This is a genomic window from Metasolibacillus sp. FSL K6-0083 (genome assembly GCF_038630865.1).
GTDB classification, from domain to species: Bacteria; Bacillota; Bacilli; order Bacillales_A; family Planococcaceae; genus Metasolibacillus; species Metasolibacillus fluoroglycofenilyticus.
This window is the reverse complement of sequence record NZ_CP152046.1, coordinates 2,512,432-2,537,670: the sequence shown is the minus strand read 5'-3', so window position 1 is coordinate 2,537,670 and position 25,239 is coordinate 2,512,432. Positions and strand designations below refer to the sequence as shown.

General features: G+C 40.4%; 16 protein-coding genes and 3 rRNA genes. 12 read left to right on the top strand and 7 right to left on the bottom strand.

What is annotated here, in order from left to right; genetic code table 11:
• Positions 1-21 precede the first annotated feature (21 nt).
• On the bottom strand, positions 22-1,407 hold the full coding sequence (mnmE, locus tag MHB51_RS11805) for a tRNA uridine-5-carboxymethylaminomethyl(34) synthesis GTPase MnmE (protein ID WP_342558212.1): 1,386 nt from the start codon (positions 1,405-1,407) through the stop codon (positions 22-24).
• 358 nt (positions 1,408-1,765) lie between these two features.
• On the opposite strand from mnmE, the gene MHB51_RS11800 reads away from it, so the two are divergent.
• Complete coding sequence (locus MHB51_RS11800; protein ID WP_342558211.1) at positions 1,766-2,344, top strand: GNAT family N-acetyltransferase; 579 nt, start codon at positions 1,766-1,768, stop codon at positions 2,342-2,344.
• Positions 2,345-2,754: 410 nt separating this feature from the next.
• Here MHB51_RS11800 and MHB51_RS11795 read toward each other — a convergent pair whose 3' ends face one another.
• The 5 genes from MHB51_RS11795 to rpmH form a co-directional block, all read right to left on the bottom strand.
• Positions 2,755-3,111 carry a hypothetical protein gene (locus MHB51_RS11795; RefSeq protein ID WP_342558210.1) on the bottom strand — a complete coding sequence of 119 codons (357 nt, stop codon included), beginning with the start codon at positions 3,109-3,111 and terminating at the stop codon, positions 2,755-2,757.
• A 368-nt stretch (positions 3,112-3,479) separates the two neighbouring features.
• Entirely contained in the window at positions 3,480-4,247 is a 768-nt protein-coding gene (gene jag / locus MHB51_RS11790; protein ID WP_342558209.1) for an RNA-binding cell elongation regulator Jag/EloR, read from the bottom strand.
• Positions 4,244-5,011 carry a membrane protein insertase YidC gene (yidC, locus tag MHB51_RS11785; RefSeq protein ID WP_066168502.1) on the bottom strand — a complete coding sequence of 256 codons (768 nt, stop codon included), beginning with the start codon at positions 5,009-5,011 and terminating at the stop codon, positions 4,244-4,246. The genes jag and yidC overlap by 4 nt, the downstream gene beginning before the upstream one ends.
• Before the next feature lie 103 nt (positions 5,012-5,114).
• Positions 5,115-5,453, bottom strand: a complete 339-nt coding sequence (rnpA, locus tag MHB51_RS11780) for a ribonuclease P protein component (RefSeq protein WP_066168499.1) — start codon at positions 5,451-5,453, stop codon at positions 5,115-5,117.
• A 73-nt stretch (positions 5,454-5,526) separates the two neighbouring features.
• Entirely contained in the window at positions 5,527-5,661 is a 135-nt protein-coding gene (gene rpmH, locus MHB51_RS11775) for a 50S ribosomal protein L34 (protein ID WP_004233310.1), read from the bottom strand.
• A 768-nt stretch (positions 5,662-6,429) separates the two neighbouring features.
• Here rpmH and dnaA point away from each other — a divergent pair.
• The 10 genes from dnaA (at position 6,430) to rrf (ending at position 22,273) form a co-directional block, all read left to right on the top strand.
• The gene (gene dnaA, locus MHB51_RS11770; RefSeq protein WP_066168495.1) at positions 6,430-7,773 is read left to right on the top strand and encodes a chromosomal replication initiator protein DnaA; all 1,344 of its coding nucleotides are present in this window, start codon (positions 6,430-6,432) and stop codon (positions 7,771-7,773) included.
• A 189-nt stretch (positions 7,774-7,962) separates the two neighbouring features.
• Entirely contained in the window at positions 7,963-9,099 is a 1,137-nt protein-coding gene (gene dnaN / locus MHB51_RS11765; RefSeq protein ID WP_066168493.1) for a DNA polymerase III subunit beta, read from the top strand.
• 341 nt (positions 9,100-9,440) lie between these two features.
• Positions 9,441-9,668 (top strand): S4 domain-containing protein YaaA, encoded by a 228-nt coding sequence (gene yaaA / locus MHB51_RS11760; RefSeq protein WP_342559485.1) that lies wholly within the window; start codon positions 9,441-9,443, stop codon positions 9,666-9,668.
• On the top strand, positions 9,665-10,777 hold the full coding sequence (gene recF / locus MHB51_RS11755; protein WP_107943573.1) for a DNA replication/repair protein RecF: 1,113 nt from the start codon (positions 9,665-9,667) through the stop codon (positions 10,775-10,777). The genes yaaA and recF overlap by 4 nt, the downstream gene beginning before the upstream one ends.
• Before the next feature lie 57 nt (positions 10,778-10,834).
• Positions 10,835-12,760: a DNA topoisomerase (ATP-hydrolyzing) subunit B gene (gene gyrB, locus MHB51_RS11750; protein ID WP_235616090.1), complete on the top strand. Its 1,926-nt coding sequence runs from the start codon at positions 10,835-10,837 to the stop codon at positions 12,758-12,760.
• 24 nt (positions 12,761-12,784) lie between these two features.
• Positions 12,785-15,259, top strand: coding sequence for a DNA gyrase subunit A (gene gyrA, locus MHB51_RS11745; RefSeq protein ID WP_107943575.1), 2,475 nt, complete (start codon positions 12,785-12,787; stop codon positions 15,257-15,259).
• A 146-nt stretch (positions 15,260-15,405) separates the two neighbouring features.
• Positions 15,406-16,500 carry an HD-GYP domain-containing protein gene (locus MHB51_RS11740; RefSeq protein WP_066168480.1) on the top strand — a complete coding sequence of 365 codons (1,095 nt, stop codon included), beginning with the start codon at positions 15,406-15,408 and terminating at the stop codon, positions 16,498-16,500.
• Between the two features lie 538 nt (positions 16,501-17,038).
• A 16S ribosomal RNA gene (locus MHB51_RS11735) occupies positions 17,039-18,593 on the top strand.
• Between the two features lie 516 nt (positions 18,594-19,109).
• A 23S ribosomal RNA gene (locus tag MHB51_RS11730) occupies positions 19,110-22,037 on the top strand.
• Positions 22,038-22,157: 120 nt separating this feature from the next.
• Positions 22,158-22,273 (top strand): 5S ribosomal RNA (gene rrf, locus MHB51_RS11725).
• The 16S, 23S and 5S rRNA genes sit together here, the layout of an rRNA operon.
• A 679-nt stretch (positions 22,274-22,952) precedes the next feature.
• On the opposite strand, the gene MHB51_RS11720 is transcribed toward rrf, so the two are convergent.
• The gene (locus MHB51_RS11720) at positions 22,953-23,393 is read right to left on the bottom strand and encodes an ASCH domain-containing protein (RefSeq protein ID WP_066165871.1); all 441 of its coding nucleotides are present in this window, start codon (positions 23,391-23,393) and stop codon (positions 22,953-22,955) included.
• A 355-nt stretch (positions 23,394-23,748) separates the two neighbouring features.
• On the opposite strand from MHB51_RS11720, the gene guaB reads away from it, so the two are divergent.
• Entirely contained in the window at positions 23,749-25,215 is a 1,467-nt protein-coding gene (gene guaB / locus MHB51_RS11715; protein ID WP_066165874.1) for an IMP dehydrogenase, read from the top strand.
• Positions 25,216-25,239 lie beyond the last annotated feature (24 nt).

The window sequence follows — 25,239 nt, the reverse complement described above, 5'->3', positions numbered from 1 at the left end:
GCTGTAACTTCCTTTCGTTTTTTATTTTCCTAAACAAAACTGTGAAAATAATTGATTGATTAAACTTTCCTGTACTGTATCACCGACAATTTCACCAAGAATCTCCCATGTACGTGTAACATCTATTTGTACCATATCAACAGGCACACCCATCTCTGCGGCGTTCAGTGCATCTTCGACTGTTTGCCTTGCTTGATGTAATAATGCAATATGACGTGCATTTGAAACATATGTCATATCTCCACCTTCAACTTGTCCCGCAAAGAAAATTGCAGCAATCGCCTCTTCAAGCTCAGCTACTCCTTCTTCCTTTAATAATGAAGTTGTAACGATGCGACGTTCGCCAGCTAATTCTTTGACACGCTGCAAGTCAATTTGTTGTTGTAAATCCGTTTTATTAACAACAACGATGTAATCCATATGTTTAATTGTTTCAAATAGGCGCTCATCTTCAACTGATAAGCTTTCTGCCCCATTTAATACGAGTAAAATTAAGTCTGCTCCTTTTAAAGCCTCTCTCGACCTTTCTACCCCTATGCGCTCAACGATATCTTCTGTTTCACGAATACCCGCTGTATCTACTAAACGTAGTGGTACGCCGCGCACATTGACATACTCCTCTATAATATCACGCGTTGTCCCAGCAATATTTGTTACAATTGCCTTGTTTTCATGCACTAAACTATTCAATAAAGAAGACTTTCCTACGTTTGGTCTTCCTAAAATAACCGTCGATAAACCTTCACGCAAAATTTTCCCTTGCGCAGATGTCGTTAGTAATTTATCTATTTCGTCACGTACCCAGCTACATTTTTCAAGCAAGACAGGTACTGTCATTTCTTCTACATCATCGTATTCTGGATAATCGATATTGACCTCTACTTGTGCTAATGTTTCGAGTAGTGCTTGTCTTAATTCGCCAATTAAGCGTGACAGCTTACCGTCCATTTGTGTTAATGCCATATTCATGGCACGGTCTGTTTTGGCACGAATCAAATCCATTACAGCCTCGGCCTGCGATAAGTCGATTCGTCCATTTAAAAAGGCACGCTTCGTAAATTCCCCCGGCTCCGCCAATCGAGCTCCATAGCGTAACACAAGCTGTAATACGCGATTAACAGAAACTAGCCCACCGTGACAGTTAATTTCTACAACATCCTCGCGTGTAAATGTTTTCGGCCCACGCATCAACGATAGCATAACCTCTTCCACTACTTCCTCTGTCTTCGGATCAATTAAATGCCCGTAGTGAATCGTATGTGTCACTTGCTCGGCTAATTTTTTTCTATTTGGCGCTTGAAATATTTTATCTGCTATCGCTATTGCTTCATCACCACTCAAACGAACGATTGCAATAGCTCCCTCTCCCATTGGTGTGGATATCGCAGCAATTGTATCAAAATCCATCAAAAAGCCTCCTGACTTCATGTTTATAAAAATCAATTACGCCTCAGCATAATTGCGACTAGATTTTCTTCAAAATCAATTTATCCACATGTGGATAACGTAACCGAACGATATTTCCTAACAACTTAGATTAACATATTTTCAGCAAAATCTAAAGTAATTGTTGTTAAACAAGCCATGCAGTTGCCGGCTTGTTTAATATTAGCGATTATGTTTTGGCAAAATGTTTATACAAGAATGTAAACACTAAAACAAACTGGTTCTTACGTACTTTTGGTGAAAGTGAATTAGATGGGGATTTCGTATATACTTTATTTAGATTTATTTGGTACATGGCACTCCTGTGGAAGTGTCTTTAATGGACTTAAATTTATATTTTCGAAAGCAGGGAAGAAAAATGATTGAATTAAGAAAGATTACCCACGATAATTTTGAGGCAGTGTTGAAATTAAGCATAACAGATGAGCAGAAAGGAAATGTGGATTCCAGCATATATTGTTTGGCTAAAGCCTATGTAAAGATACTCAACGACGAAAAACCTCCCATGATCTTCGCTATATGCAACAATGATGAAGTCATAGGATATGTCGATATTGGATTTTACGAACTGGCGGAAAGCTCAATTTTATGTGAAAAATATGGAGATAAATCTACTTATGGACTTAATCGTTTTATGATTGATAAAAAGCATCAAGGCAAAGGATTTGGTAAACAAGCAATGATGAAAGTTATTGATTACATAAAGTCGTTTCCACAAGGAAAAGCAGATGCAGTTGCTACATCATATTGGATGGTAAACGAAGCCGTTCGGAAGTTGTTTGCGTCTGTCGGTTTCGTTGAGACAGGAGCGATATGGGACGGACAAACAGGGGACAATTGGAATGCAGAAAGAAAAGATATAGAGTACGCAGAAGTTGGTGCCAGACTCGGATTATAAAGCTAATAAGTTAGGTGTCTGGCTCTGGACTTCTTTGATAAATCACTCGCACTTTGTTCCCTGATTCTATCCTGCCACTGAACTTTTTCCATGTTTCGATGTTTTCAGAGTTATCAAATTATCATCTCCCTACTGCTCTAATGTTGACAAAGTGTGTTGCCAACATTATTTGCCGTAATAGGGCGCAGTTGTAGCATAACTGTCTATAGCAAGTCAGATTGTTCAATCACTTAGTTAGCGCGGAAGGTGAAATTTATGACAATTGAAAAAAGAAAAAATGTTAGACCGCAATCTAATTAGTCTAACATTTTTTTGATTTAAGAAGGAATATTCAACCCCTTGAAACGAAAAAATAATTATCTTTTTTCATCATTTTTCGAAATAATAGAGTTATGTCCCAGCCTCTTTTACTATTTTACAAGCTCATTCAAAACACTAAAAAAGTCATTGTCCCCTTTAATAACATAAGCTACTCTCTTATTTTCAGGAACTATTATTTTCTTATTAGAATCAAGATAAAGAACATATCCCTTATTCAAAGTAATATTAATACGATAATCCCATTCAGAAGAATAATTTGTTTTTTGAAATTTTGCTTTTGAAAAAGTATCTATTAACTTTTTTTGTTGAACTTCTGAAATTTCAATTACTTTGAACATGTCCTCTGTTTTTATATCAATACTTTCAACACTTAAAGATTGCTCTTCTACATCAAAATCGACACCTTCAAGTATATCAGTCACAGAATAAATAGTTTTTTTCATCATAAAATTACCACCAACAATAATAACTAAAGCTAAAAAAGCGATTATTACAATCTTTTTTTTACCATAATATTCCCTTCCCTAGTTTTGAGCACTTTCGTACCTGTTCGAAGAAATTCCCTTGCCTCAAAAATGCTCCTAATCCCAGTTCTTTTTTACAGAAGTTTTATCTCTACCAATCTTTACTTATAATATAAGTTTATCAAACTTCAATAAGGAATTTCCAGTAATTTAAAACAAAAACTGCCTCCCCCAATGTTCACCATATTTTCAAAAAAGGACATCTACTATCTTCTACAAGATAATACTTTTAAATAGCAACAAATAAAGCGTCAATCAAGCCGGCAACTGCACGGTTTGATTGACGCTCTCTATCCATTTGTCGGTTCGATAACTAAATAGCGATTTGGCTCTACACCTTCAGAATACGTTTCAATATCTAATCGATTTGTTAAAGCGTGGTGGATAATTTTTCGTTCATATGATGGCATTGGCTCTAACATCACTTGCTTGCCAGTGCGAACTGCTTTGTCTGCCATACGCTCTGCTAATTGCTCCAAAGCAATGCGACGACGCTCACGATAATCCTCAACATCAAGCTTAACGAGCATAAAAGATTTTGCACTTTTGTTTAACACAAGCTGTGTTAATTGCTGTAAAGCGTTTAATGTTTGTCCACGTTTTCCAATTAAAAGTGCGGCCTTCTCACTTTCTAACTTAAATGTTGTATACTTGCCTTCTGTTTCGTGCTCTATCTGTAAATCATTAATGCCCATACTTTCAGCTACACTTTCAATATAAGCTTTCGCCTCTTGTATAGGGTCTACATTTAGTTGCCCTTCTGCTGGTTGAATCAGCTCTTCATTCACGTCATCAGTTTGAACTTGTTCCCCGAAAACTTCCTCTACTAGCGTTTCTACTAGCGGTTCTTGAACTTGTACTTCTTCTACAGCTACTTGATCAACTTCTTCTTTCATTGTTACACGCACCTCAGCAGGACGTGCACCAAAGCCTAAAAATCCTTTTTTACCTTCTTGTAAAACTTCAACATCTACTTGTTCGCGGGTTTTGCCAAGCTGTTGTAACGCTAATGAGATCGCTTCTTGTACCGTTGCGCCTATTTGCGTAATTTGCTTCACTTTTTCGCTCCTCCTGTAGTAGCTTCTTGTTTATTTTTATTCCAAGGCTTATAAATCACAAGGTTTTGAGACACAGAGAAAATGTTCCCGATTACCCAATATAATGATAGTGCCGCTGGTAAAAACATACCAAAGCCCATAATCATTACTGGCATAATGTACATCATCATCTTCATTTGCGGGTTGTCAATTGCAGGACCTGTCATTAATACGACAAACTGGAATAACCCTGCAATAATTGCTAATACCACGCTAGGTTCAGCTAATGGGAAAATTAGAAATGTACCTAAATCAATTGTCGGTGTTGCATTCATACGGCTAATCGCATGGTAGAAACCGATTAAAATTGGCATTTGAATTAACACAGGTAAGCAGCCCATTAAAGGATTTGCACCTGATGATTGCATTAATGCCATCATTTCTTGCTGATATTGCTGCTGTGTTGCCGCATCTTTAGAGCTGTACTTTTGTTGTAGCTCCTTTAGCTTCGGCTGTAATTCTTGCATCTTTTTAGAGCTTTTAATTTGCTTGATTGTCAGTGGTAAAATAGCAGTTCGAATAATAATCGTTACAACGATAATACCTAAGCCATATGTACCAAGCAATTCTGCAAAATATTGAATAACTGAAACTAACGGCCAAACAATGAACTCATTCCAAAAGCCTTTACTTTCAGCTGAGATCGGTTGGTTAAATTCTGAACAACCTGATAGCAATAATGTAGTAGCAACCAGTGTCAGAACGATCCAAAGTCTTTTTTTCAACTTTCTTCCCCCTAGATGAATTCCTCTATTTATTCATTTGTGTTTGAAGATATTCTATCATGTGAAGGCATTTGCACTCCACTATTTTGTAGTGTCATTTCGATTACTTCAATACTTTCGCAATTTTTAAGACATGCTGTAAACTTTTTTTTGTTTCATGAAAATTTAAAATGGCCGCCTGATGCCGGGCGATAATAACATAATCCATATCCTGCCTAACTTCATCTTTTAATTCAAGAAATGTTTGACGGATATAGCGCTTTATTTGGTTACGTGTTACGGCTTTTCCTACTTTTTTGCTCACTGATAAGCCTATACGAAACTCCTCTTGTGCCTCTTTTGTCAAGCAGTAAACGACAAATTGGCGATTTGCAAAGGATCTTCCTTTCTTAAACACCTTTTGAAAGTCTTCATTTTTTTTAATTCTTTGGCGTTTATTCATTCCTTCACCATCTCCATCTACTCATTTCATCAATTATATAGAAAAAAAAGACCACTGATGTGGCTCAGTGGACTTATGCTGATAATACTTTTCTTCCTTTACGACGACGAGCAGCTAATACTTTACGACCGTTTTTCGTGCTCATACGTGCGCGGAAACCGTGTACTTTGCTGTGCTTACGTTTTTTTGGTTGATATGTGCGTTTCATTATATTACACCTCCTATAAGAATGAGAGTTTGCTATTTATCTATTTCGACATACAGACTTGGATATTATATATATAAACCGTACTATTTGTCAATCCTTTAATGAGAAAAGCGCTAAAGAATCTGTTTAGCCCTGACAGACATTGGAGTGCACAAGTGCAAAAATAAACGCTTCACCACTTCTCAAAATAAATGAGCAGCGCATGTTTAACCTAGACGCTGTTTAAAAACCAAAAACTTATACTTCTTATTTTTTAAAATATGTCCTCTTTTATTTCTCTCTTAGTTATCCACAAGATAAACAGCTTTAGCAAAAATAACTATGTGCATAATTTTTTTCACTTTCAAAATTATCCACATACGTTATTGACAGCTTTTTCACAAACTAATAGCATGTGGACAACTGCTTTGTGAACAGTTTGCACTATGTGGATAAGTTTGTTAGAGTATTGTAATTGCTCGCTTTTTTTGATACGATAAATGTGTTTTCTTTTGTGGACGATTTTCTTGGGAAATATTTTATCCACAGTTGTTGATAATCTGTGGACAATATTATACATAGGCTTAGGATATCATTTATCCACAGGCTGTGATTATGTGTATGTCTATTTCATATTTACGTAAATGAAATAAAAAAATAGAGGTATTATCTTTAATTCAGCAAAATAATTAGTTACCGGCTGAACAAAAAGCATTCATCTTAAAATAGAGCAGGAAAGTGAATGCCACTTTAAATAAAATTAAATTTCGAACGAAAGGACGAGTCCGCTTGGAGCATTTAGAAGAATTATGGAATAATGTCCTTGCTCAAGTAGAACGAAAGATTGCAAAGCCAAGCTTCGATACATGGCTAAAACCTACAAAAATTTTAACTTTTGATGGCTCGACGATAACAATTGCTGCGCCAAATACTTTTGCAAGTGAATGGCTAGAAAAGCATTATATGCATCTTTTAACAGGTAGTTTAAACGAATTAGTAGGACAAGATTTAGTCATTAAATTTGAAGTTCAAAATGAGCAGGATGAGGATGATTTTGAGCTACCAGCACCTAGAATTAATGGGCATAATCAAGATCACCAAGAAATTTCACCCGGAATGTTAAATCCAAAATACACATTCGATACATTCGTTATTGGCTCTGGTAACCGCTTTGCACATGCTGCCTCGCTTGCAGTCGCAGAAGCACCAGCGAAAGCATACAACCCATTTTTCATCTATGGAGGCGTAGGGCTTGGCAAAACACATTTAATGCATGCAATTGGTCACTATGTGTTAGAGCATAACCCTTCGGCAAAGGTTGTATACTTATCATCTGAAAAATTCACAAATGAATTTATTAACTCCATTCGCGATAATAAAGCCATTGATTTCCGCAATAAATATCGAAATGTAGATGTTTTATTAATCGACGATATTCAGTTTTTAGCTGGAAAAGAGTCTACACAAGAGGAATTCTTCCATACATTTAACACATTACATGAGGAATCAAAGCAAATTGTGATTTCGAGTGACAGGCCGCCTAAGGAAATTCCAACACTGGAAGATCGCTTACGCTCGCGTTTTGAATGGGGCTTAATTACCGATATTGCACCACCTGATTTAGAAACAAGAATTGCAATTTTACGCAAAAAAGCGAAGGCTGATCATTTGGATATTCCTAATGAGGTAATGCTTTATATTGCCAATCAAATTGATTCCAATATTCGTGAATTAGAGGGCGCTTTAATTCGTGTTGTAGCCTACTCCTCACTTGTTAAAGAGGATGTAACACCAGAACTTGCAGCAGCCGCATTAAAAGATATTATTCCAAATGCGAAGCCACGCATGATTTCAATTTTAGATATTCAAAATGCAGTTGGAGAGCATTTCAATATTCGCTTGGAGGACTTTTCTGCTAAAAAGCGTACAAAATCAATTGCGTTTCCAAGACAAGTTGCCATGTATTTATCGCGTGAACTGACAGACTTCTCACTGCCAAAAATTGGTGAGGAATTTGGTGGAAGAGACCATACAACCGTTATTCATGCACACGAAAAAATTTCAAATCAGCTTAAAAATGATCAAGGACTTCAACAAGATATTAAACAAATTCGTAGCATGCTAGGCAAGTAAGCCTTCTTTTTTGTTCAGCATGGATGTGGATAACTTATTAATTTCTGTACAAATTTATACACAGTCTATCTACATGTGGATAGACTGATTTTACTTGTTAAAAGGCACTTATCCACAAATCCACAGCGCCTATTACTATATCTATTTATTCTTTTATTATTTTAATAATATTATATATGGGGGTACGACATGAAATTTGATATTATGCGTGACCGGCTTTTAGCAGGATTAAATGATGTCATGAAAGCAGTTAGTTCAAAAACAACGATTCCAATTTTAACTGGTATTAAAATTGACGTAACACACGAAGGTTTACATTTAACAGGCAGTGATGCAGATATTACAATCCAAACATTTATTCCGGTTGAAGAAGATGGAGAACAATTAATAAATGTTAGTACAACGGGCTCAATCGTTTTACAAGCGCGTATGTTTAACGAAATTGTAAGAAAGCTTCCGACAAATGATGTAGAAATTGAAGTATCAGCAGGCTTTGCAACAAATATTCGCTCAGGTAAATCTGAATTCCATTTAATTGGCCTAGATGCTTCAGAATATCCATTGCTACCTGAAGTCGCAGAAGACCGCCAGTTCTCAATGCCTGCAGATTTATTAAAATCTGTTATACGTGAAACAGTATTTGCTGTTGCAACGTCTGAAAGCAGGCCTGTGTTGACAGGTGTAAACTGGAGAATACTAGAAAATGAATTAATATGCGTTGCAACGGATAGTCATCGTTTAGCACGTCGCAAAATTCAGCTTGAGCAATTACCTGCTGAAATTAATAGTGTTGTTATTCCTGGAAAAAGCTTAAATGAATTAAACAAAATTTTAGAAGATTCAACAGACCCTGTACAAATTGCATTAACAAACTATCATGTATTATTTAAAACGGAGGATGTATTATTCTTCTCTCGTTTATTAGAAGGCAACTACCCTGATACATCACGTTTAATTCCAGAGGACTATAAAACAAATGTAACGATTAATGGGAAGGCGTTACTACAAGCGATTGACCGTGCATCCTTATTAGCACGTGAAGACCGCAATAATGTTGTACGTTTTGAAACATTAGAAAATAATACAGTAGAAATTTCCTCAAACTCACCAGAAATCGGGAAAGTAGAGGAACAAATTACGGTAGAAAACCTTGAGGGCGAGTCACTTAAAATTTCCTTCAGTGCTAAATATATGATGGAAGCACTACGAGCAATCGATGGACAAGATGTAGTGATTCAATTTACTGGTACGATGCGCCCGTTTATTTTACGTTCAATACATGACGACGCCATTTTACAGCTTATTTTACCGGTTCGTACTTACTAGTTTTTCTCGAAAAAGCTGTCTGAAAAGCATGCTGCTGCATGTCTTTCCAGACAGCTTTTCATGTTTAAATGAATTTTTCTGTCAAATTAGTCTTTCGCAAATGGCATATTTTTTAAAACGAGGCTTGCATAATGTAGGTCAGTTAACCGTTGTTACAGGACGTGACGATTTTAGGTTAACTAGCTTGAAGAAATCTGGATACAATTACGCTTCTGCGTAATTGATAAGAAATACAAGTGTTTTAATTTGCTATTCATCTAGAAAAATTTGCTTCACTTACGCACAAGCCGATTTTTTGGTATGATAGAAAGATAGATTTCGTTTAGCGGAGGATGACAATCGTGCAAGATATTTTTATTGATACAGAGTTTGTAACGTTAGGGCAAGTGTTAAAAATGACGGATGCAATTAGCTCCGGTGGAATGGCAAAATGGTTTTTAAGTGAGCACGTTGTTTATGTCAATGGCGATGTCGATGATCGTCGCGGGCGCAAATTACGTAACGGTGATGTAATCAATATCCCAGGCGTCGGTCGCTTCCGTATTGTGGAGAACGGTGCAAGTGAATGAATATTGAGCAATTAAAGCTGATAAATTATCGAAATTATGAGTCGTTAACGCTGGATTTTTCTCCTAAAATCAATGTTTTTATCGGGGAGAATGCACAGGGTAAAACAAATGTGATGGAATCCATCTATGTTTTGGCTATGGCTAAGTCCCACCGTACATCGAATGATAAAGAATTGATACGCTGGGATGCAGACTATGGTAAAATAGAAGGTGTTGTGCAAAAGCGTTATGGCGGTTTTCCTATTGAGCTGACAATCTCAAAAAAAGGCAAAAAGGGAAAAATAAATCATCTTGAACAAACACGCCTTAGCGATTACATCGGGCAAATGAATGTCGTGATGTTTGCACCAGAGGATTTATATGTTGTCAAAGGAAGCCCTCAACTACGGCGACGCTTTATTGATATGGAAATTGGGCAAATATCTCCTGTTTATTTACATGATTTATTAACATTCCAAAAAATACTAAAGCAACGTAACCATATTTTGAAAAGCAATCAAGGTCGCCATACATTAAACGATGTCATGTTTGATGTTTATACAGAGCAGTACATACAGGCTGCTGTTCAAATTATTCGCAAAAGATTTCAATTCATGGAGCTTTTACAGGCATGGGCTGAACCAATACATGCCGGTATTTCGCGTGGCTTGGAAAAGCTAGTTATAAAATATCGACCAATTTCAGGGCTAGTGGCAGATCAAAGTGCTGAGCAAATGGCTGCTCATTTAGAGCAAAAGCTTTTAGAGGCACGAAAAAGGGAGCTAGAGCGCGGTGTTACATTAGTAGGACCACATCGTGATGATTTGCAGTTTTTTGTCAATGACTATGATGTTCAAACATATGGTTCGCAAGGGCAACAGCGCACGACAGCTTTATCTTTAAAGCTTGCTGAAATTGAATTAATTAAACAAGAAACGAAAGAAACACCCATCTTATTGTTAGATGATGTGTTATCAGAGCTAGATGATTATAGACAATCACATTTATTAAATACAATTCAAGGTGAGGTTCAAACATTTGTTACAACGACAAGTGTTGAAGGAATTCATCATGAAACGATTGAACAGGCCAGTTTGTTCCATGTGAAACAAGGGTCTATTGTAAAATAGCAAGACCTTTAGGGAATAATGGTTGTACACAGTGTGAAGAAAGAGTGGGTGAACATAGTGTCTTTAGAAGAAAAAGACGTTCAGCAGCAGACATATGATGCTGACCAAATACAAGTATTAGAGGGCTTGGAAGCAGTTCGTAAACGCCCTGGTATGTATATCGGTTCTACAAGTTCAAAGGGGCTACATCATTTAGTATGGGAAATCGTTGATAATAGTATTGACGAGGCGCTTGCTGGTTTTTGTACGGATATTACAGTAGCAATTGAGAAGGATAACTGGATTCGCGTAGAAGATAATGGCCGTGGTATTCCTGTAAGCATTCAGGAGAAAATGGGTTTACCAGCTGTTGAAGTTATTATGACTGTGCTACATGCTGGAGGGAAATTTGGCGGTGGCGGTTATAAAGTATCAGGTGGTCTACACGGTGTAGGTGCTTCTGTTGTGAACGCATTATCTATTGAAACTGAGGTTTATGTAAAGCGTGACGGTCATATACACAGCATTAAATTTTCTCGTGGACGTACTGTGCAGCCACTAACGGTTGTCGGTGATACGACTGAAACAGGAACAATGACACGCTTCAAGGCGGACGCCGATATTTTTACTGAAACGACTGTTTATGAATTTGATATTTTAGCTACACGTGTGCGTGAATTAGCGTACTTAAATCGTGGAATTCGTTTAACAATTGCGGATGAGCGTGAGGATGAAGTACGTTCAACTACATATCACTATGAAGGTGGTATACGCTCATATGTTGAGCATCTAAATGCCAATAAAGAGCCACTTCATGAGCCGATTGATGTACATGGAGAAAAGGACGGAATTGCCGTTGAAATTGCTATGCAATATAATGCAGGCTTCTCTTCTACGATTATGTCGTTCGCCAATAATATTAATACGTATGAGGGCGGTACACATGAATCCGGCTTTAAAATGGCTTTGACGCGTGTTATTAATGATTATGCACGTAAAAACGGTCTACTAAAAGAGGCTGACACTAATTTAACAGGTGAGGATGTGCGAGAAGGTTTAACGGCCATCGTATCTATTAAGCACCCAGATCCTCAGTTTGAAGGACAAACGAAAACAAAATTAGGTAACTCAGAAGTAAGCCAAATTACGAATGCTTTATTCTCAGATGGTTTTGAGCGCTTTATGCTAGAAAATCCAACTGTTGCACGTCAAATTGTTGAAAAAGGCTTAATGGCAGCTCGGGCTCGTGTTGCAGCGAAGAAAGCCCGTGAATTTACACGTCGTAAATCAGCTTTAGAAGTATCCAGCTTGCCCGGGAAACTGGCAGACTGTTCTTCTACAAATCCTGCTGAATGTGAAATTTATATCGTTGAGGGTGATTCTGCTGGTGGTTCAGCGAAAAGTGGTCGCGACCGTCATTTCCAAGCGATATTGCCTTTGCGCGGGAAAATTTTAAACGTAGAAAAAGCACGCTTGGATCGAATTCTTTCGAACGCTGAAATTCGCGCAATGATTACTGCCTTTGGTACAGGAATCGGAGAAGAATTTAATTTAGAAAAAGCGCGTTATCATAAAATTATTATTATGACAGATGCCGATGTTGATGGCGCACATATCCGTGTACTGTTATTAACATTTTTCTTCCGCTTTATGCGCCCGCTGATTGAGGCTGGTTATGTCTATGCAGCTAAGCCACCACTATATCAGGTGAAGCAAGGGAAGCATGTAGAGTATTGCTATTCAGATGCAGAGCTAGAAGAAATTTTAAATCGATTATCAAGTGTACCAAAACCAAACGTACAGCGTTATAAAGGTTTAGGTGAAATGAATGCGGAGCAATTATGGGAAACGACAATGGACCCAGAGCATCGTACATTAATTCGTGTTGAATTGGATGATGCGATTGAGGCGGATCGAATTTTTGATCAATTGATGGGTGATGACGTTGAACCACGCCGTCATTTCATTGAAGAAAATGCTGTTTATGCAGATTTAGATATTTAATCGTTTGGAAGGGAGGTCTATATTTTGTCTGAGATCGAACATGGGAATATTCAAGGAAGAAATATTACGACTGAAATTAAAACATCATTTTTAAGCTATGCTATGAGTGTTATCGTGGCACGTGCTTTACCTGACGTACGAGATGGTTTAAAGCCGGTGCATCGCCGAATTTTATATGGGATGCAAGAGCTAGGAAATACGTCAGATAAGCCATACAAGAAAAGTGCCCGTATCGTAGGGGATGTAATGGGTAAATATCACCCGCATGGAGACTCATCTATTTACGATGCAATGGTTCGTATGGCACAGGACTTCAGCTATCGCTACATGCTGGTGGATGGGCATGGAAACTTCGGCTCAGTTGATGGTGATGGTGCAGCAGCGATGCGATATACGGAATCGCGTATGTCAAAAATTGCAATGGAAATGCTACGTGATATTAATAAAGACACAATTGATTATGATCCAAACTATGATGGTAGTGAGCAAGAGCCAAGGGTATTACCATCTCGCTATCCAAACTTACTTGTCAATGGTGCTTCTGGTATCGCTGTAGGTATGGCGACAAACATCCCACCACATCAGCTTGGTGAAACGATTGATGCAGTGCTTGCTTTGTCTGAAAACCCAGCTATTACGACAGAAGAGCTAATGGAGATTATACCAGGACCGGACTTTCCAACAGGAGGTTTAATTATTGGTCGCTCTGGTATTCGCCGTGCTTATGAAACAGGTAGAGGCTCAATTATTATTCGGGCTAAAGTAGAAATTGAGCAAAGTAGCAATGGCAAGGAAACAATTTTAATTCATGAGCTACCATATCAAGTAAATAAAGCGAAGCTCATTGAAAAAATCGCCGAGCTTGTACGCGATAAAAAAATCGATGGTATTACGAATTTACGTGACGAATCAGACCGTCGTGGTATGCGTGTTGTTATTGAAGTACGTCGTGATGCAAATGCCAATGTCGTTCTGAACAATTTATATAAACAAACAGCTATGCAATCCAGCTTTGGTGTAAATATGCTTGCGTTAGTAGATGGACAACCGAAAATTTTAAGTTTAAAAGAAGCGTTACACCATTATTTAGAGCATCAAAAAGTAGTAATTACACGTCGTACAAAATTTGAGTTACGCAAGGCAGAAGAGCGTGCGCATATTTTAGAAGGTTTACGTATTGCACTTGATCATATTGATGAAATTATTTCGATTATTCGCGGCTCTCGTAGCGGTGATGAGGCGAAGCCAGTATTAATGGAGCGCTTTACATTGAGTGAGCGACAAGCGCAAGCAATTCTTGATATGCGTCTTGTTCGTTTAAGCGGCTTAGAGCGTGAAAAAATTGAAGCGGAATATCAGGAGCTACAAAGATTAATCGCTGATTTAAAAGCAATTTTAGCAGATGAAGCAAAAGTGCTTGAGATTATTCGTAAGGAAATGCTTGAAATTAAGGAGCGTTATAATGACATACGCCGTACAGAAATTACTGCTGGCGGTTTAGAAATGATTGAGGACGAGGATTTAATTCCGCGTGAAAACTCTGTATTAACATTAACGCATAATGGTTATATTAAGCGTTTAGCTGCGAATACATATCGTTCACAAAAACGAGGTGGTCGTGGCGTGCAAGGTATGGGCACAAATGAGGACGATTTTGTAGAGCATTTATTATTTACATCGACTCATGATACGATTTTATTTTTCACATCTAAAGGGAAAGTGTTCCGAGCGAAAGGCTATGAAATACCTGAATTCGGTCGTACAGCAAAAGGTTTACCGATTGTAAACTTATTAAACATCGAAAAAGATGAGAAAGTAACAGCGATGATTCGCGTAGAATCTTTTGACGAGGATGCGTACTTTATCTTTACAACGAAAACAGGTATTACAAAACGTACACCAGTATCGCAATTTTCCAATATACGGACAAACGGCTTAATTGCGATTAGCTTACGTGAGGATGATGATTTAATTTCTGTCCGTTTAACAGATGGACAGAAGCAAATTATTATTGGAACACAGGACGGTATGCTAGTCCGGTTCAAAGAAGAAGATATTCGCTCAATGGGACGTTCGGCTGCCGGAGTCCGAGGAATTAAACTGCGTGAAGGTGACTATGTAGTCGGTATGGAAATTATCGAACAAGGTCAGGAAATTTTAGTTGTTACAGAAAAAGGCTATGGAAAACGTACACCTGAGCACGAATACCGTTTACAAAGTCGTGGTGGTGTTGGTTTAAAAACAATGCAAATTACTGAGAAAAACGGTAAGATGTGTGCGGTAAAAGCAGTTGATGGTACTGAGGATATTATGCTCATTACAATTAACGGAATGCTTATTCGAATGGACGTACAGGATATCTCCATTATCGGCCGTAGCACGCAAGGTGTCCGCTTAATTCGTTTAGCGGAAGAAGAATATGTGGCAACTGTAGCGAAGGTTGAAAAAGACAATGCAGATGAAGTGACAGATGATGAGGACGATGAAAATCTAGAGTAAAAGAAAAAATCTTTTACACGGAGCTATAGAAAAGCAGAGGAATATTTGCTTTTCTATAGCTCCTTTCTTTTATAAATACTACTATATTTATACAAATTGTTACGATACAATGGAAGAAAAGTACGTACACAAAGGTGGTTTTTAAATTGGAGGCTACTCACATAAATGTTAAGGAAATAAAGGTTGGACAGACTATAGCGGATCATATATTTGCAAATACACAATATCCTATTATTTATAAAGATACGAAAATCACTTATGAGCATATACATTTACTAAATGTCTTTAATATTAAAGCTATTCCAATTTATCAGCAGTTGGCAGGAAGTAATAAAACGGTAGATGTTGTTGAAAGTAAGCCTGTTCAGCATATTGAGCAAGCTGTTTCATTCGAAAAATCCTATGCTAGTGCAATCCAACAATTCAAAAAGGAATTTTTCAATTGGGAATCTGGCGCAAAAATTGATATGACAAAAATACGTGGGATGGCTATTCCGCTAATCGAACAAGTGCTTGAAAATCGCTCTTATATATTTGATTTAAACAGCTATTCAAACCCACAAGACTATTTATACCATCATTGTATAGCAACAGGATTAATTTCCTCTATTATGGCGCAGAAGCTTGGCTATGAAAAAGGTATTTGTATCCAAATGGCAATTGCCGGTGCATTGGCAGACTCTGGAATGGCAAAAATTCCTGCAAAAATCCGTGACAAGACGAGTAAGTTAACTGCACAAGAGTTTGCTGAAATACGGCAACACCCTGTTCATAGCTATGTAATGGTAAAAGATTTAGCAGCATTAAAAAGTGAAATGAAGAAAGCCATATTCCAACACCATGAACGATTAAATGGCAGTGGGTATCCAAAAGGAATAAAAAGTGAGGACATTTTAATTTTCTCTCAAATTATTGCTGTAGCAGACGTTTATCACGCTATGACAAGCGAACGACTATACAGTGAACAAAAAGCAACTTTCCAAGTAATAGAGATGATTAAGGAGTCGGAGTTTGGAAAGTTTGATATTAAAGTTGTGAATGCTTTAATCGCTATTGTCGCTGATTTGCCAATCGGCACTAAAGTCGAGCTATCAAATAAAGAGCGGGCAGAAGTTATGTTTATTAATAAATATGCACCAACAAGACCGCTAGTGAAAATAACGAGAACTGGCGAAATTATCGATTTAGCAACAGTGCGTTCCTTCTATATATCACGAGTTATTACAAAAAGTGATGATTAATTGCTCATTAATAAAGCTGAAGGATGGGAAAGTAGGAGAGCCCCTATAGCCTCATTCGTTTTATTTTTATTTAGATTCAGCAAAGGATTCGTCTGAAAAGTCATTTTGAGGCGGATCCTTTGTACCGAAAATGAAGCAGCAGAAAAAAACGCCTATTTCTAAATACTTCATTCAATATTTAAGGCATATAAACACTCACTAATTTTAAATGAAAATTATTTTTAAAAAGTATTGACCTTAGATTAGACATCTGATAATATTTAAAAAGTCGCTATGATGTATGAGCAATATTTTCAAGAAAAAGTTTTTTTAGAAAAGTAGTTGACTTAAAAAACATAGCGTGCTATTATATAAAAGTTGCGTCTGACAGATGCAACAATAACATGAACCTTGAAAACTGAACAAGCAAGACGTGAATGAATAAAGTTTCATTGAATAGATGAAACACAATTTTGGACATCGAATGAAGATGCCAGCAAATGTTTTAATGTATCGAAAGCGAAGCGACAGATACAAATTTGAGCTTACTCAAATTCTTTTTATGGAGAGTTTGATCCTGGCTCAGGACGAACGCTGGCGGCGTGCCTAATACATGCAAGTCGAGCGAGTGTTACTTTGGTGCTTGCACCGAAGTAACGCTAGCGGCGGACGGGTGAGTAACACGTGGGCAACCTGCCCTGTAGATGGGGATAACTCCGGGAAACCGGGGCTAATACCGAATGATACTTTGAAACCCATGTTTTAAAGTTGAAAGATGGTTCTGCTATCGCTACAGGATGGGCCCGCGGCGCATTAGCTAGTTGGTGAGGTAATGGCTCACCAAGGCAACGATGCGTAGCCGACCTGAGAGGGTGATCGGCCACACTGGGACTGAGACACGGCCCAGACTCCTACGGGAGGCAGCAGTAGGGAATCTTCCACAATGGGCGAAAGCCTGATGGAGCAACGCCGCGTGAGTGAAGAAGGTTTTCGGATCGTAAAACTCTGTTGTAAGGGAAGAACAAGTGCCGTAGTAACTGGCGGCACCTTGACGGTACCTTATTAGAAAGCCACGGCTAACTACGTGCCAGCAGCCGCGGTAATACGTAGGTGGCAAGCGTTGTCCGGAATTATTGGGCGTAAAGCGCGCGCAGGCGGTTTCTTAAGTCTGATGTGAAAGCCCCCGGCTCAACCGGGGAAGGTCATTGGAAACTGGGGAACTTGAGTGCAGAAGAGGAAAGTGGAATTCCAAGTGTAGCGGTGAAATGCGTAGAGATTTGGAGGAACACCAGTGGCGAAGGCGACTTTCTGGTCTGTAACTGACGCTGAGGCGCGAAAGCGTGGGGAGCAAACAGGATTAGATACCCTGGTAGTCCACGCCGTAAACGATGAGTGCTAAGTGTTAGGGGGTTTCCGCCCCTTAGTGCTGCAGCTAACGCATTAAGCACTCCGCCTGGGGAGTACGGTCGCAAGACTGAAACTCAAAGGAATTGACGGGGGCCCGCACAAGCGGTGGAGCATGTGGTTTAATTCGAAGCAACGCGAAGAACCTTACCAGGTCTTGACATCCCGTTGCCCACTATGGAGACATGGTTTTCCCTTCGGGGACAACGGTGACAGGTGGTGCATGGTTGTCGTCAGCTCGTGTCGTGAGATGTTGGGTTAAGTCCCGCAACGAGCGCAACCCTTGATCTTAGTTGCCATCATTCAGTTGGGCACTCTAAGGTGACTGCCGGTGACAAACCGGAGGAAGGTGGGGATGACGTCAAATCATCATGCCCCTTATGACCTGGGCTACACACGTGCTACAATGGACGGTACAACCGGTTGCCAACCCGCGAGGGGGAGCTAATCCGATAAAACCGTTCTCAGTTCGGATTGTAGGCTGCAACTCGCCTACATGAAGCCGGAATCGCTAGTAATCGCGGATCAGCATGCCGCGGTGAATACGTTCCCGGGCCTTGTACACACCGCCCGTCACACCACGAGAGTTTGTAACACCCGAAGTCGGTGAGGTAACCTTTTGGAGCCAGCCGCCGAAGGTGGGATAGATGATTGGGGTGAAGTCGTAACAAGGTAGCCGTATCGGAAGGTGCGGCTGGATCACCTCCTTTCTAAGGATATTTTCGGAATATCTCCTACGGAGATAGCATTCACGGATTGCTGTTCAGTTTTGAAGGTTCATCAATGGATGAATACTTCTTATTGTGCTCCTGCGGTTACTCGTCGCAAATACGCGAGGAAGCAAATACAGGTAGCCTATTTGTTCTTTGAAAACTGGATAAAACGACATTGAAAGTAACAAGTTTTAAATAGATCAAGTAATTGATCGTGTAAGTTCTTAAATCTTATTTCTTTTATGAGATAAGTTGTAACTAACATGAAGGTTTCAAGACACGAGTAGGACAAGGAAGCGATTGAGCGATGGAAGGAGCGTACCTAAGTACGTGACTGACAGAGTGAATGAAGCTGACGCAGTCATACGATGTGTATTGAAAGCTGAAAATGAAGGTTTCGAGATACGAGCAAGCCAAGGAAGCAGCTTGAGAGAATGAAGGAGCGTACCTCTGTACGTGACTGAATGAGCGAAAGTAGCTGACGCAGGATGGCGATGTATATCGAAAGCTGAAGGTTAAGTTATTAAGGGCGCACGGTGGATGCCTTGGCACTAGGAGTCGATGAAGGACGGCACTAACACCGATATGCCTCGGGGAGCTGTAAGTAAGCTTTGATCCGGGGATTTCCGAATGGGGAAACCCACTATGTTTAATAGCATAGTATCCATACGTGAATTCATAGCGTATGGAAGACAGACGCAGGGAACTGAAACATCTAAGTACCTGCAGGAAGAGAAAGAAAATTCGATTCCCTGAGTAGCGGCGAGCGAAACGGGAAAAGCCCAAACCAAAGAGCTTGCTCTTTGGGGTTGTAGGACACTCTATACGGAGTTACAAAGGAATGAAGTAGACGAAGCGACTTGGAAAGGTCCGCCAGAGCAGGTAAAAGCCCTGTAGTCGAAAGTTCATTCCCTCCAGAGTGGATCCTGAGTACGGCGGAACACGTGAAATTCCGTCGGAATCCGGGAGGACCATCTCCCAAGGCTAAATACTCCCTAGTGACCGATAGTGAACCAGTACCGTGAGGGAAAGGTGAAAAGCACCCCGGGAGGGGAGTGAAAGAGAACCTGAAACCGTGTGCCTACAAGTAGTTAGAGCCCGTTAATGGGTGATAGCGTGCCTTTTGTAGAATGAACCGGCGAGTTACGATAACGTGCAAGGTTAAGCTGAGAAAGCGGAGCCGCAGCGAAAGCGAGTCTGAATAGGGCGAAGGAGTACGTTGTCGTAGACCCGAAACCAGGTGATCTACCCATGGCCAGGGTGAAGGTAAGGTAACACTTACTGGAGGCCCGAACCCACGTACGTTGAAAAGTGCGGGGATGAGCTGTGGGTAGCGGAGAAATTCCAATCGAACCTGGAGATAGCTGGTTCTCTCCGAAATAGCTTTAGGGCTAGCCTCGTGATGGAGAATACCGGAGGTAGAGCACTGTTTGGACTAGGGGGGCATCTCGCTTTACCGAATTCAGACAAACTCCGAATGCCGGATATTTATACACGGGAGTCAGACTGCGAGTGATAAGATCCGTAGTCAAGAGGGAAACAGCCCAGACCACCAGCTAAGGTCCCAAAGTAATCGTTAAGTGGAAAAGGATGTGGCGTTGCTTAGACAACCAGGATGTTGGCTTAGAAGCAGCCATCATTTAAAGAGTGCGTAATAGCTCACTGGTCGAGTGACACTGCGCCGAAAATGTATCGGGGCTAAACGATTCACCGAAGCTGTGGATTGACATCTACGATGTCAGTGGTAGGAGAGCGTTCTAAGTGCGTTGAAGTCAGACCGGAAGGACTGGTGGAGCGCTTAGAAGTGAGAATGCCGGTATGAGTAGCGAAAGACAGGTGAGAATCCTGTCCACCGTATGACTAAGGTTTCCTGAGGAAGGCTCGTCCGCTCAGGGTTAGTCGGGACCTAAGCCGAGGCCGATAGGCGTAGGCGATGGATAACAGGTTGATATTCCTGTACTACCTCCCCACCGTTTGAGCAATGGGGGGACGCAGGAGGGTAGGGTAAGCAGAGCGTTGGTTGTCTCTGTTCAAGCAGTAAGGCGTGTGTGTAGGCAAATCCGCACACTCTAACGCCAAGCTGTGATGACGAGTCCGTATGGACGAAGTTCCTGATCTCACACTGCCAAGAAAAGCCTCTAGCGAGGTGGGAGGTACCCGTACCGCAAACCGACACAGGTAGTCGAGGAGAGAATCCTAAGGTGTGCGAGAGAACTCTCGTTAAGGAACTCGGCAAAATGACCCCGTAACTTCGGGAGAAGGGGTGCTCTTGAGCGTGCAAGCGCATGAGAGCCGCAGTGAATAGGCCCAGGCGACTGTTTAGCAAAAACACAGGTCTCTGCAAAACCGTAAGGTGACGTATAGGGGCTGACGCCTGCCCGGTGCTGGAAGGTTAAGAGGAGTGGTTAGCGCAAGCGAAGCTATGAATTGAAGCCCCAGTAAACGGCGGCCGTAACTATAACGGTCCTAAGGTAGCGAAATTCCTTGTCGGGTAAGTTCCGACCCGCACGAAAGGCGTAACGATCTGGGCACTGTCTCAACGAGAGACTCGGTGAAATTATAGTACCTGTGAAGATGCAGGTTACCCGCGACAGGACGGAAAGACCCCGTGGAGCTTTACTGTAGCTTGATATTGAATTTTGGTACAACTTGTACAGGATAGGTAGGAGCCAGAGATCTCGGAGCGCCAGCTTCGAAGGAGGCGTCGGTGGGATACTACCCTGGTTGTATTGAAATTCTAACCCGTGCCCCTTAGCGGGGTAGGAGACAGTGTCAGGCGGACAGTTTGACTGGGGCGGTCGCCTCCTAAAAGGTAACGGAGGCGCCCAAAGGTTCCCTCAGAATGGTTGGAAATCATTCGTAGAGTGTAAAGGCACAAGGGAGCTTGACTGCGAGACCTACAAGTCGAGCAGGGTCGAAAGACGGGCTTAGTGATCCGGTGGTTCCGCATGGAAGGGCCATCGCTCAACGGATAAAAGCTACCCCGGGGATAACAGGCTTATCTCCCCCAAGAGTCCACATCGACGGGGAGGTTTGGCACCTCGATGTCGGCTCATCGCATCCTGGGGCTGTAGTCGGTCCCAAGGGTTGGGCTGTTCGCCCATTAAAGCGGTACGCGAGCTGGGTTCAGAACGTCGTGAGACAGTTCGGTCCCTATCCGTCGTGGGCGTAGGAAATTTGAGAGGAGCTGTCCTTAGTACGAGAGGACCGGGATGGACATACCGCTGGTGTACCAGTTGTCGTGCCAACGGCATCGCTGGGTAGCTATGTATGGACGGGATAAGTGCTGAAAGCATCTAAGCATGAAGCCCCCCTCAAGATGAGATTTCCCATTACGCAAGTAAGTAAGATCCCTCAAAGACGATGAGGTAGATAGGTTCGAGGTGGAAGTGTGGCGACACATGGAGCTGACGAATACTAATCGATCGAGGACTTAACCACAATTAAAACTTGTTTCAATGTTCGTTTATCCAGTTTTGAAAGAACAAACTCTTTCAAGGAACGTCTACTAAAAGCACCACATCCTGTGGTAACGTAGACGCCAGCACATCCATGTGCAAGTGAAGTAATGATGGCAAAGAGGTCACACCCGTTCCCATACCGAACACGGAAGTTAAGCTCTTTAGCGCCGATGGTAGTTGGGGGCTTCCCCCTGTGAGAGTAGGACATTGCTTCGCAATCAAAACCACTGAGGAATCAGTGGTTTTTTTATATGGAAAAGAAGCCTCCAACTACCAAAGACCGAAGGTCAGCTCGGCGCGTGATTGGAGGCAAACAATGGCTTAATTTTTCAATCGAATGTCAACTTGAAGCAGTGCAGAAGAGCAAGGAGTCCGAGGCGCTAAGGAGCGCGGAGCGGAATGTGCATGGCACATGAGCACCGCAAGCGACGCGGGCAACGAAGGAATCCGCGGCTCAGCTGTACTGCGTTGAAGTGCCGCTGGTAGTTGGGGGCGCCCCCTGTGAGAGTAGGACATTGCTTCGCAATCAAAACCACTGAGAAATCAGTGGTTTTTTTATATGGAAAAGAAGCCCCCAACTACCAAAGACCGAAGGTCAGCTCGGCGCGTAATCGGAGGCAAACAATGGCTTAATTTTTCAATCGAATGTCAACTTGAAGCAGTGCAGAAGAGCAAGGAGTCCGAGGCGTCAAGGAGCGCGGAGCGGAATGTGCATCGCACATGAGCACCGCAAGCGACGTGGGCAACGAAGGAATCGGCGGCTCAGCTGTGCTGCGTTGAAGTGCCGCTGGTAGTTGGGGGCGCCCCTGTGAGAGTAGGGCATTGCTTCATCTGTAAGGGATAGGAGGGATGTAACTAATCTTGGCTAGGGTTAACTAAGGCATAATTATATACTTCATTTTGAATATACTTTTTTAAACCGTTCACATACAACTAACATATTTGGTGAAAATTCTTTATCGTATTCCTTTAATAATTCGGTAAAGAATTTTTCATGTGCATTCCACCAAAACTGATAATCTCCTTCCCCTTCAGCTAAAGCAAATTCTTCTGTTACCTCATTCATCGGAATAACCTCAACCGATTGGATTTGAATTACTGCTACGGGCTCTTCTAGCCCATTTAGAACGATATAATATTCACCTGTTTGGGGTATAGCTTCGTTTTCAAACTCATAAAACATATAACCTGAAGTTGTCGCTGTTTTCTTTCCCTCGACAACTAAATCAGCTAACCAATCAGCGGAAGTTCCAAATTGAAATGCATCTTTATATTCGATTCCTTCTTTATGAGTTACTATACAAAAATCACTCCAAAATTGTTGTATCTTATTCATATATAATCAACCTCTAATAATATTATTTTCTTAATCGTTCTGCTAGTTAAATAAGAATTGATATGTATAACGTAAATTTAGTTAATGTAAGTGTATCATTTATTTCCAAATTTTATACTGAATTATTTTAATAATGCAAGAAATACCCTGTATGCTCTTTTGAAAATTTCAAAGCAAGAAAAATATAAATAAAATATAAAAGTGTTATGATAGGAATGAACAAAGCTCTTTTCTTTATATTTAAAATTGGATAATCAATAGTCGGAATTATTTTTCTTTTTATAATATCTTGACACCGCAGGAGCACGTTGATAACCTTACAATAATATTCTTTTACCTAGGAGGAATTTTCGAAATGTGGGAAACAAAATTTGCTAAAGAAGGATTAACATTTGATGATGTACTACTAGTCCCAGCTCATTCAGAAGTATTACCAAAAGACGTGGATTTATCAGTACAATTAACACCGAAAATCAAATTAAATATCCCTTTAATAAGCGCTGGTATGGATACAGTAACAGAAGCAAAAATGGCAATTGCAATGGCACGTCAAGGTGGAATTGGTATTATTCATAAAAACATGACGATTGATGAGCAAGCTGAGGAAGTAGAAAAAGTAAAACGCTCTGAAAATGGCGTTATTACAAACCCATTCTTCTTAACACCAGAGCACCAAGTGTTTGATGCTGAGCACTTGATGGGGAAATACCGCATTTCGGGCGTTCCGATTGTAAACAATATGGACGACCAAAAACTAGTAGGTATTATTACAAATCGTGATTTACGTTTTATTTCAGACTACTCATTAAAAATTGATGATGTAATGACGAAGGAAGATTTAATCACAGCACCTGAAGGTACAACATTAGAAGATGCTGAGAAAATTTTACAACAATATAAAATCGAAAAATTACCGATTGTTGACGAGAACGGTAAGTTAACGGGCTTAATTACAATTAAAGATATAGAAAAGGTAATTGAGTTCCCAAATGCGGCAAAGGATGTTCATGGTCGTTTATTAGTAGGGGCAGCAGTTGGTGTTTCAAGTGATACAATGACGCGTATTGCCAAGCTTGTAGAAGCACAAGTTGACATTATTGTTATTGATACAGCACATGGTCATTCACAAGGTGTTTTAAATACCATTAAATCAATCCGTGCTGCTTATCCAGAATTAGAAATTATCGCGGGAAATGTAGCTACAGGAGAAGGTACACGCGCATTATTTGATGCTGGTGCAGATGTAGTAAAAGTAGGTATTGGACCAGGTTCAATTTGTACGACTCGTGTTGTCGCTGGTGTAGGCGTACCACAAATTACAGCTGTATATGATGCTGCTTCAGTAGCACGTGAGTATGGTAAAACGATTATTGCAGATGGTGGTATTAAATATTCTGGTGATATTGTTAAAGCATTAGCGGCTGGTGGAAATGTAGTTATGCTAGGCTCATTATTAGCAGGTACCTCGGAATCACCAGGGGAAACGGAAATTTTCCAAGGACGTCGCTTTAAAGTATATCGTGGAATGGGATCACTTGGTGCGATGGAAAAAGGTTCGAAAGACCGCTATTTCCAAGAAGATGCGAAAAAATTAGTGCCAGAAGGAATTGAGGGACGACTTCCATACAAAGGACCACTTGCTGATACGATTCACCAATTAATTGGCGGTATTCGTGCAGGTATGGGTTACTGTGGTTCAGCCAATTTACAAGCTTTACGTGAAGAAGCGCAATTTGTTCGTATGACGGGGGCTGGTCTTCGTGAATCACACCCACATAATGTACAAATTACAAAAGAGGCACCAAACTATTCTTATCAATAAATCAATTACACTTTAGTGTAATTG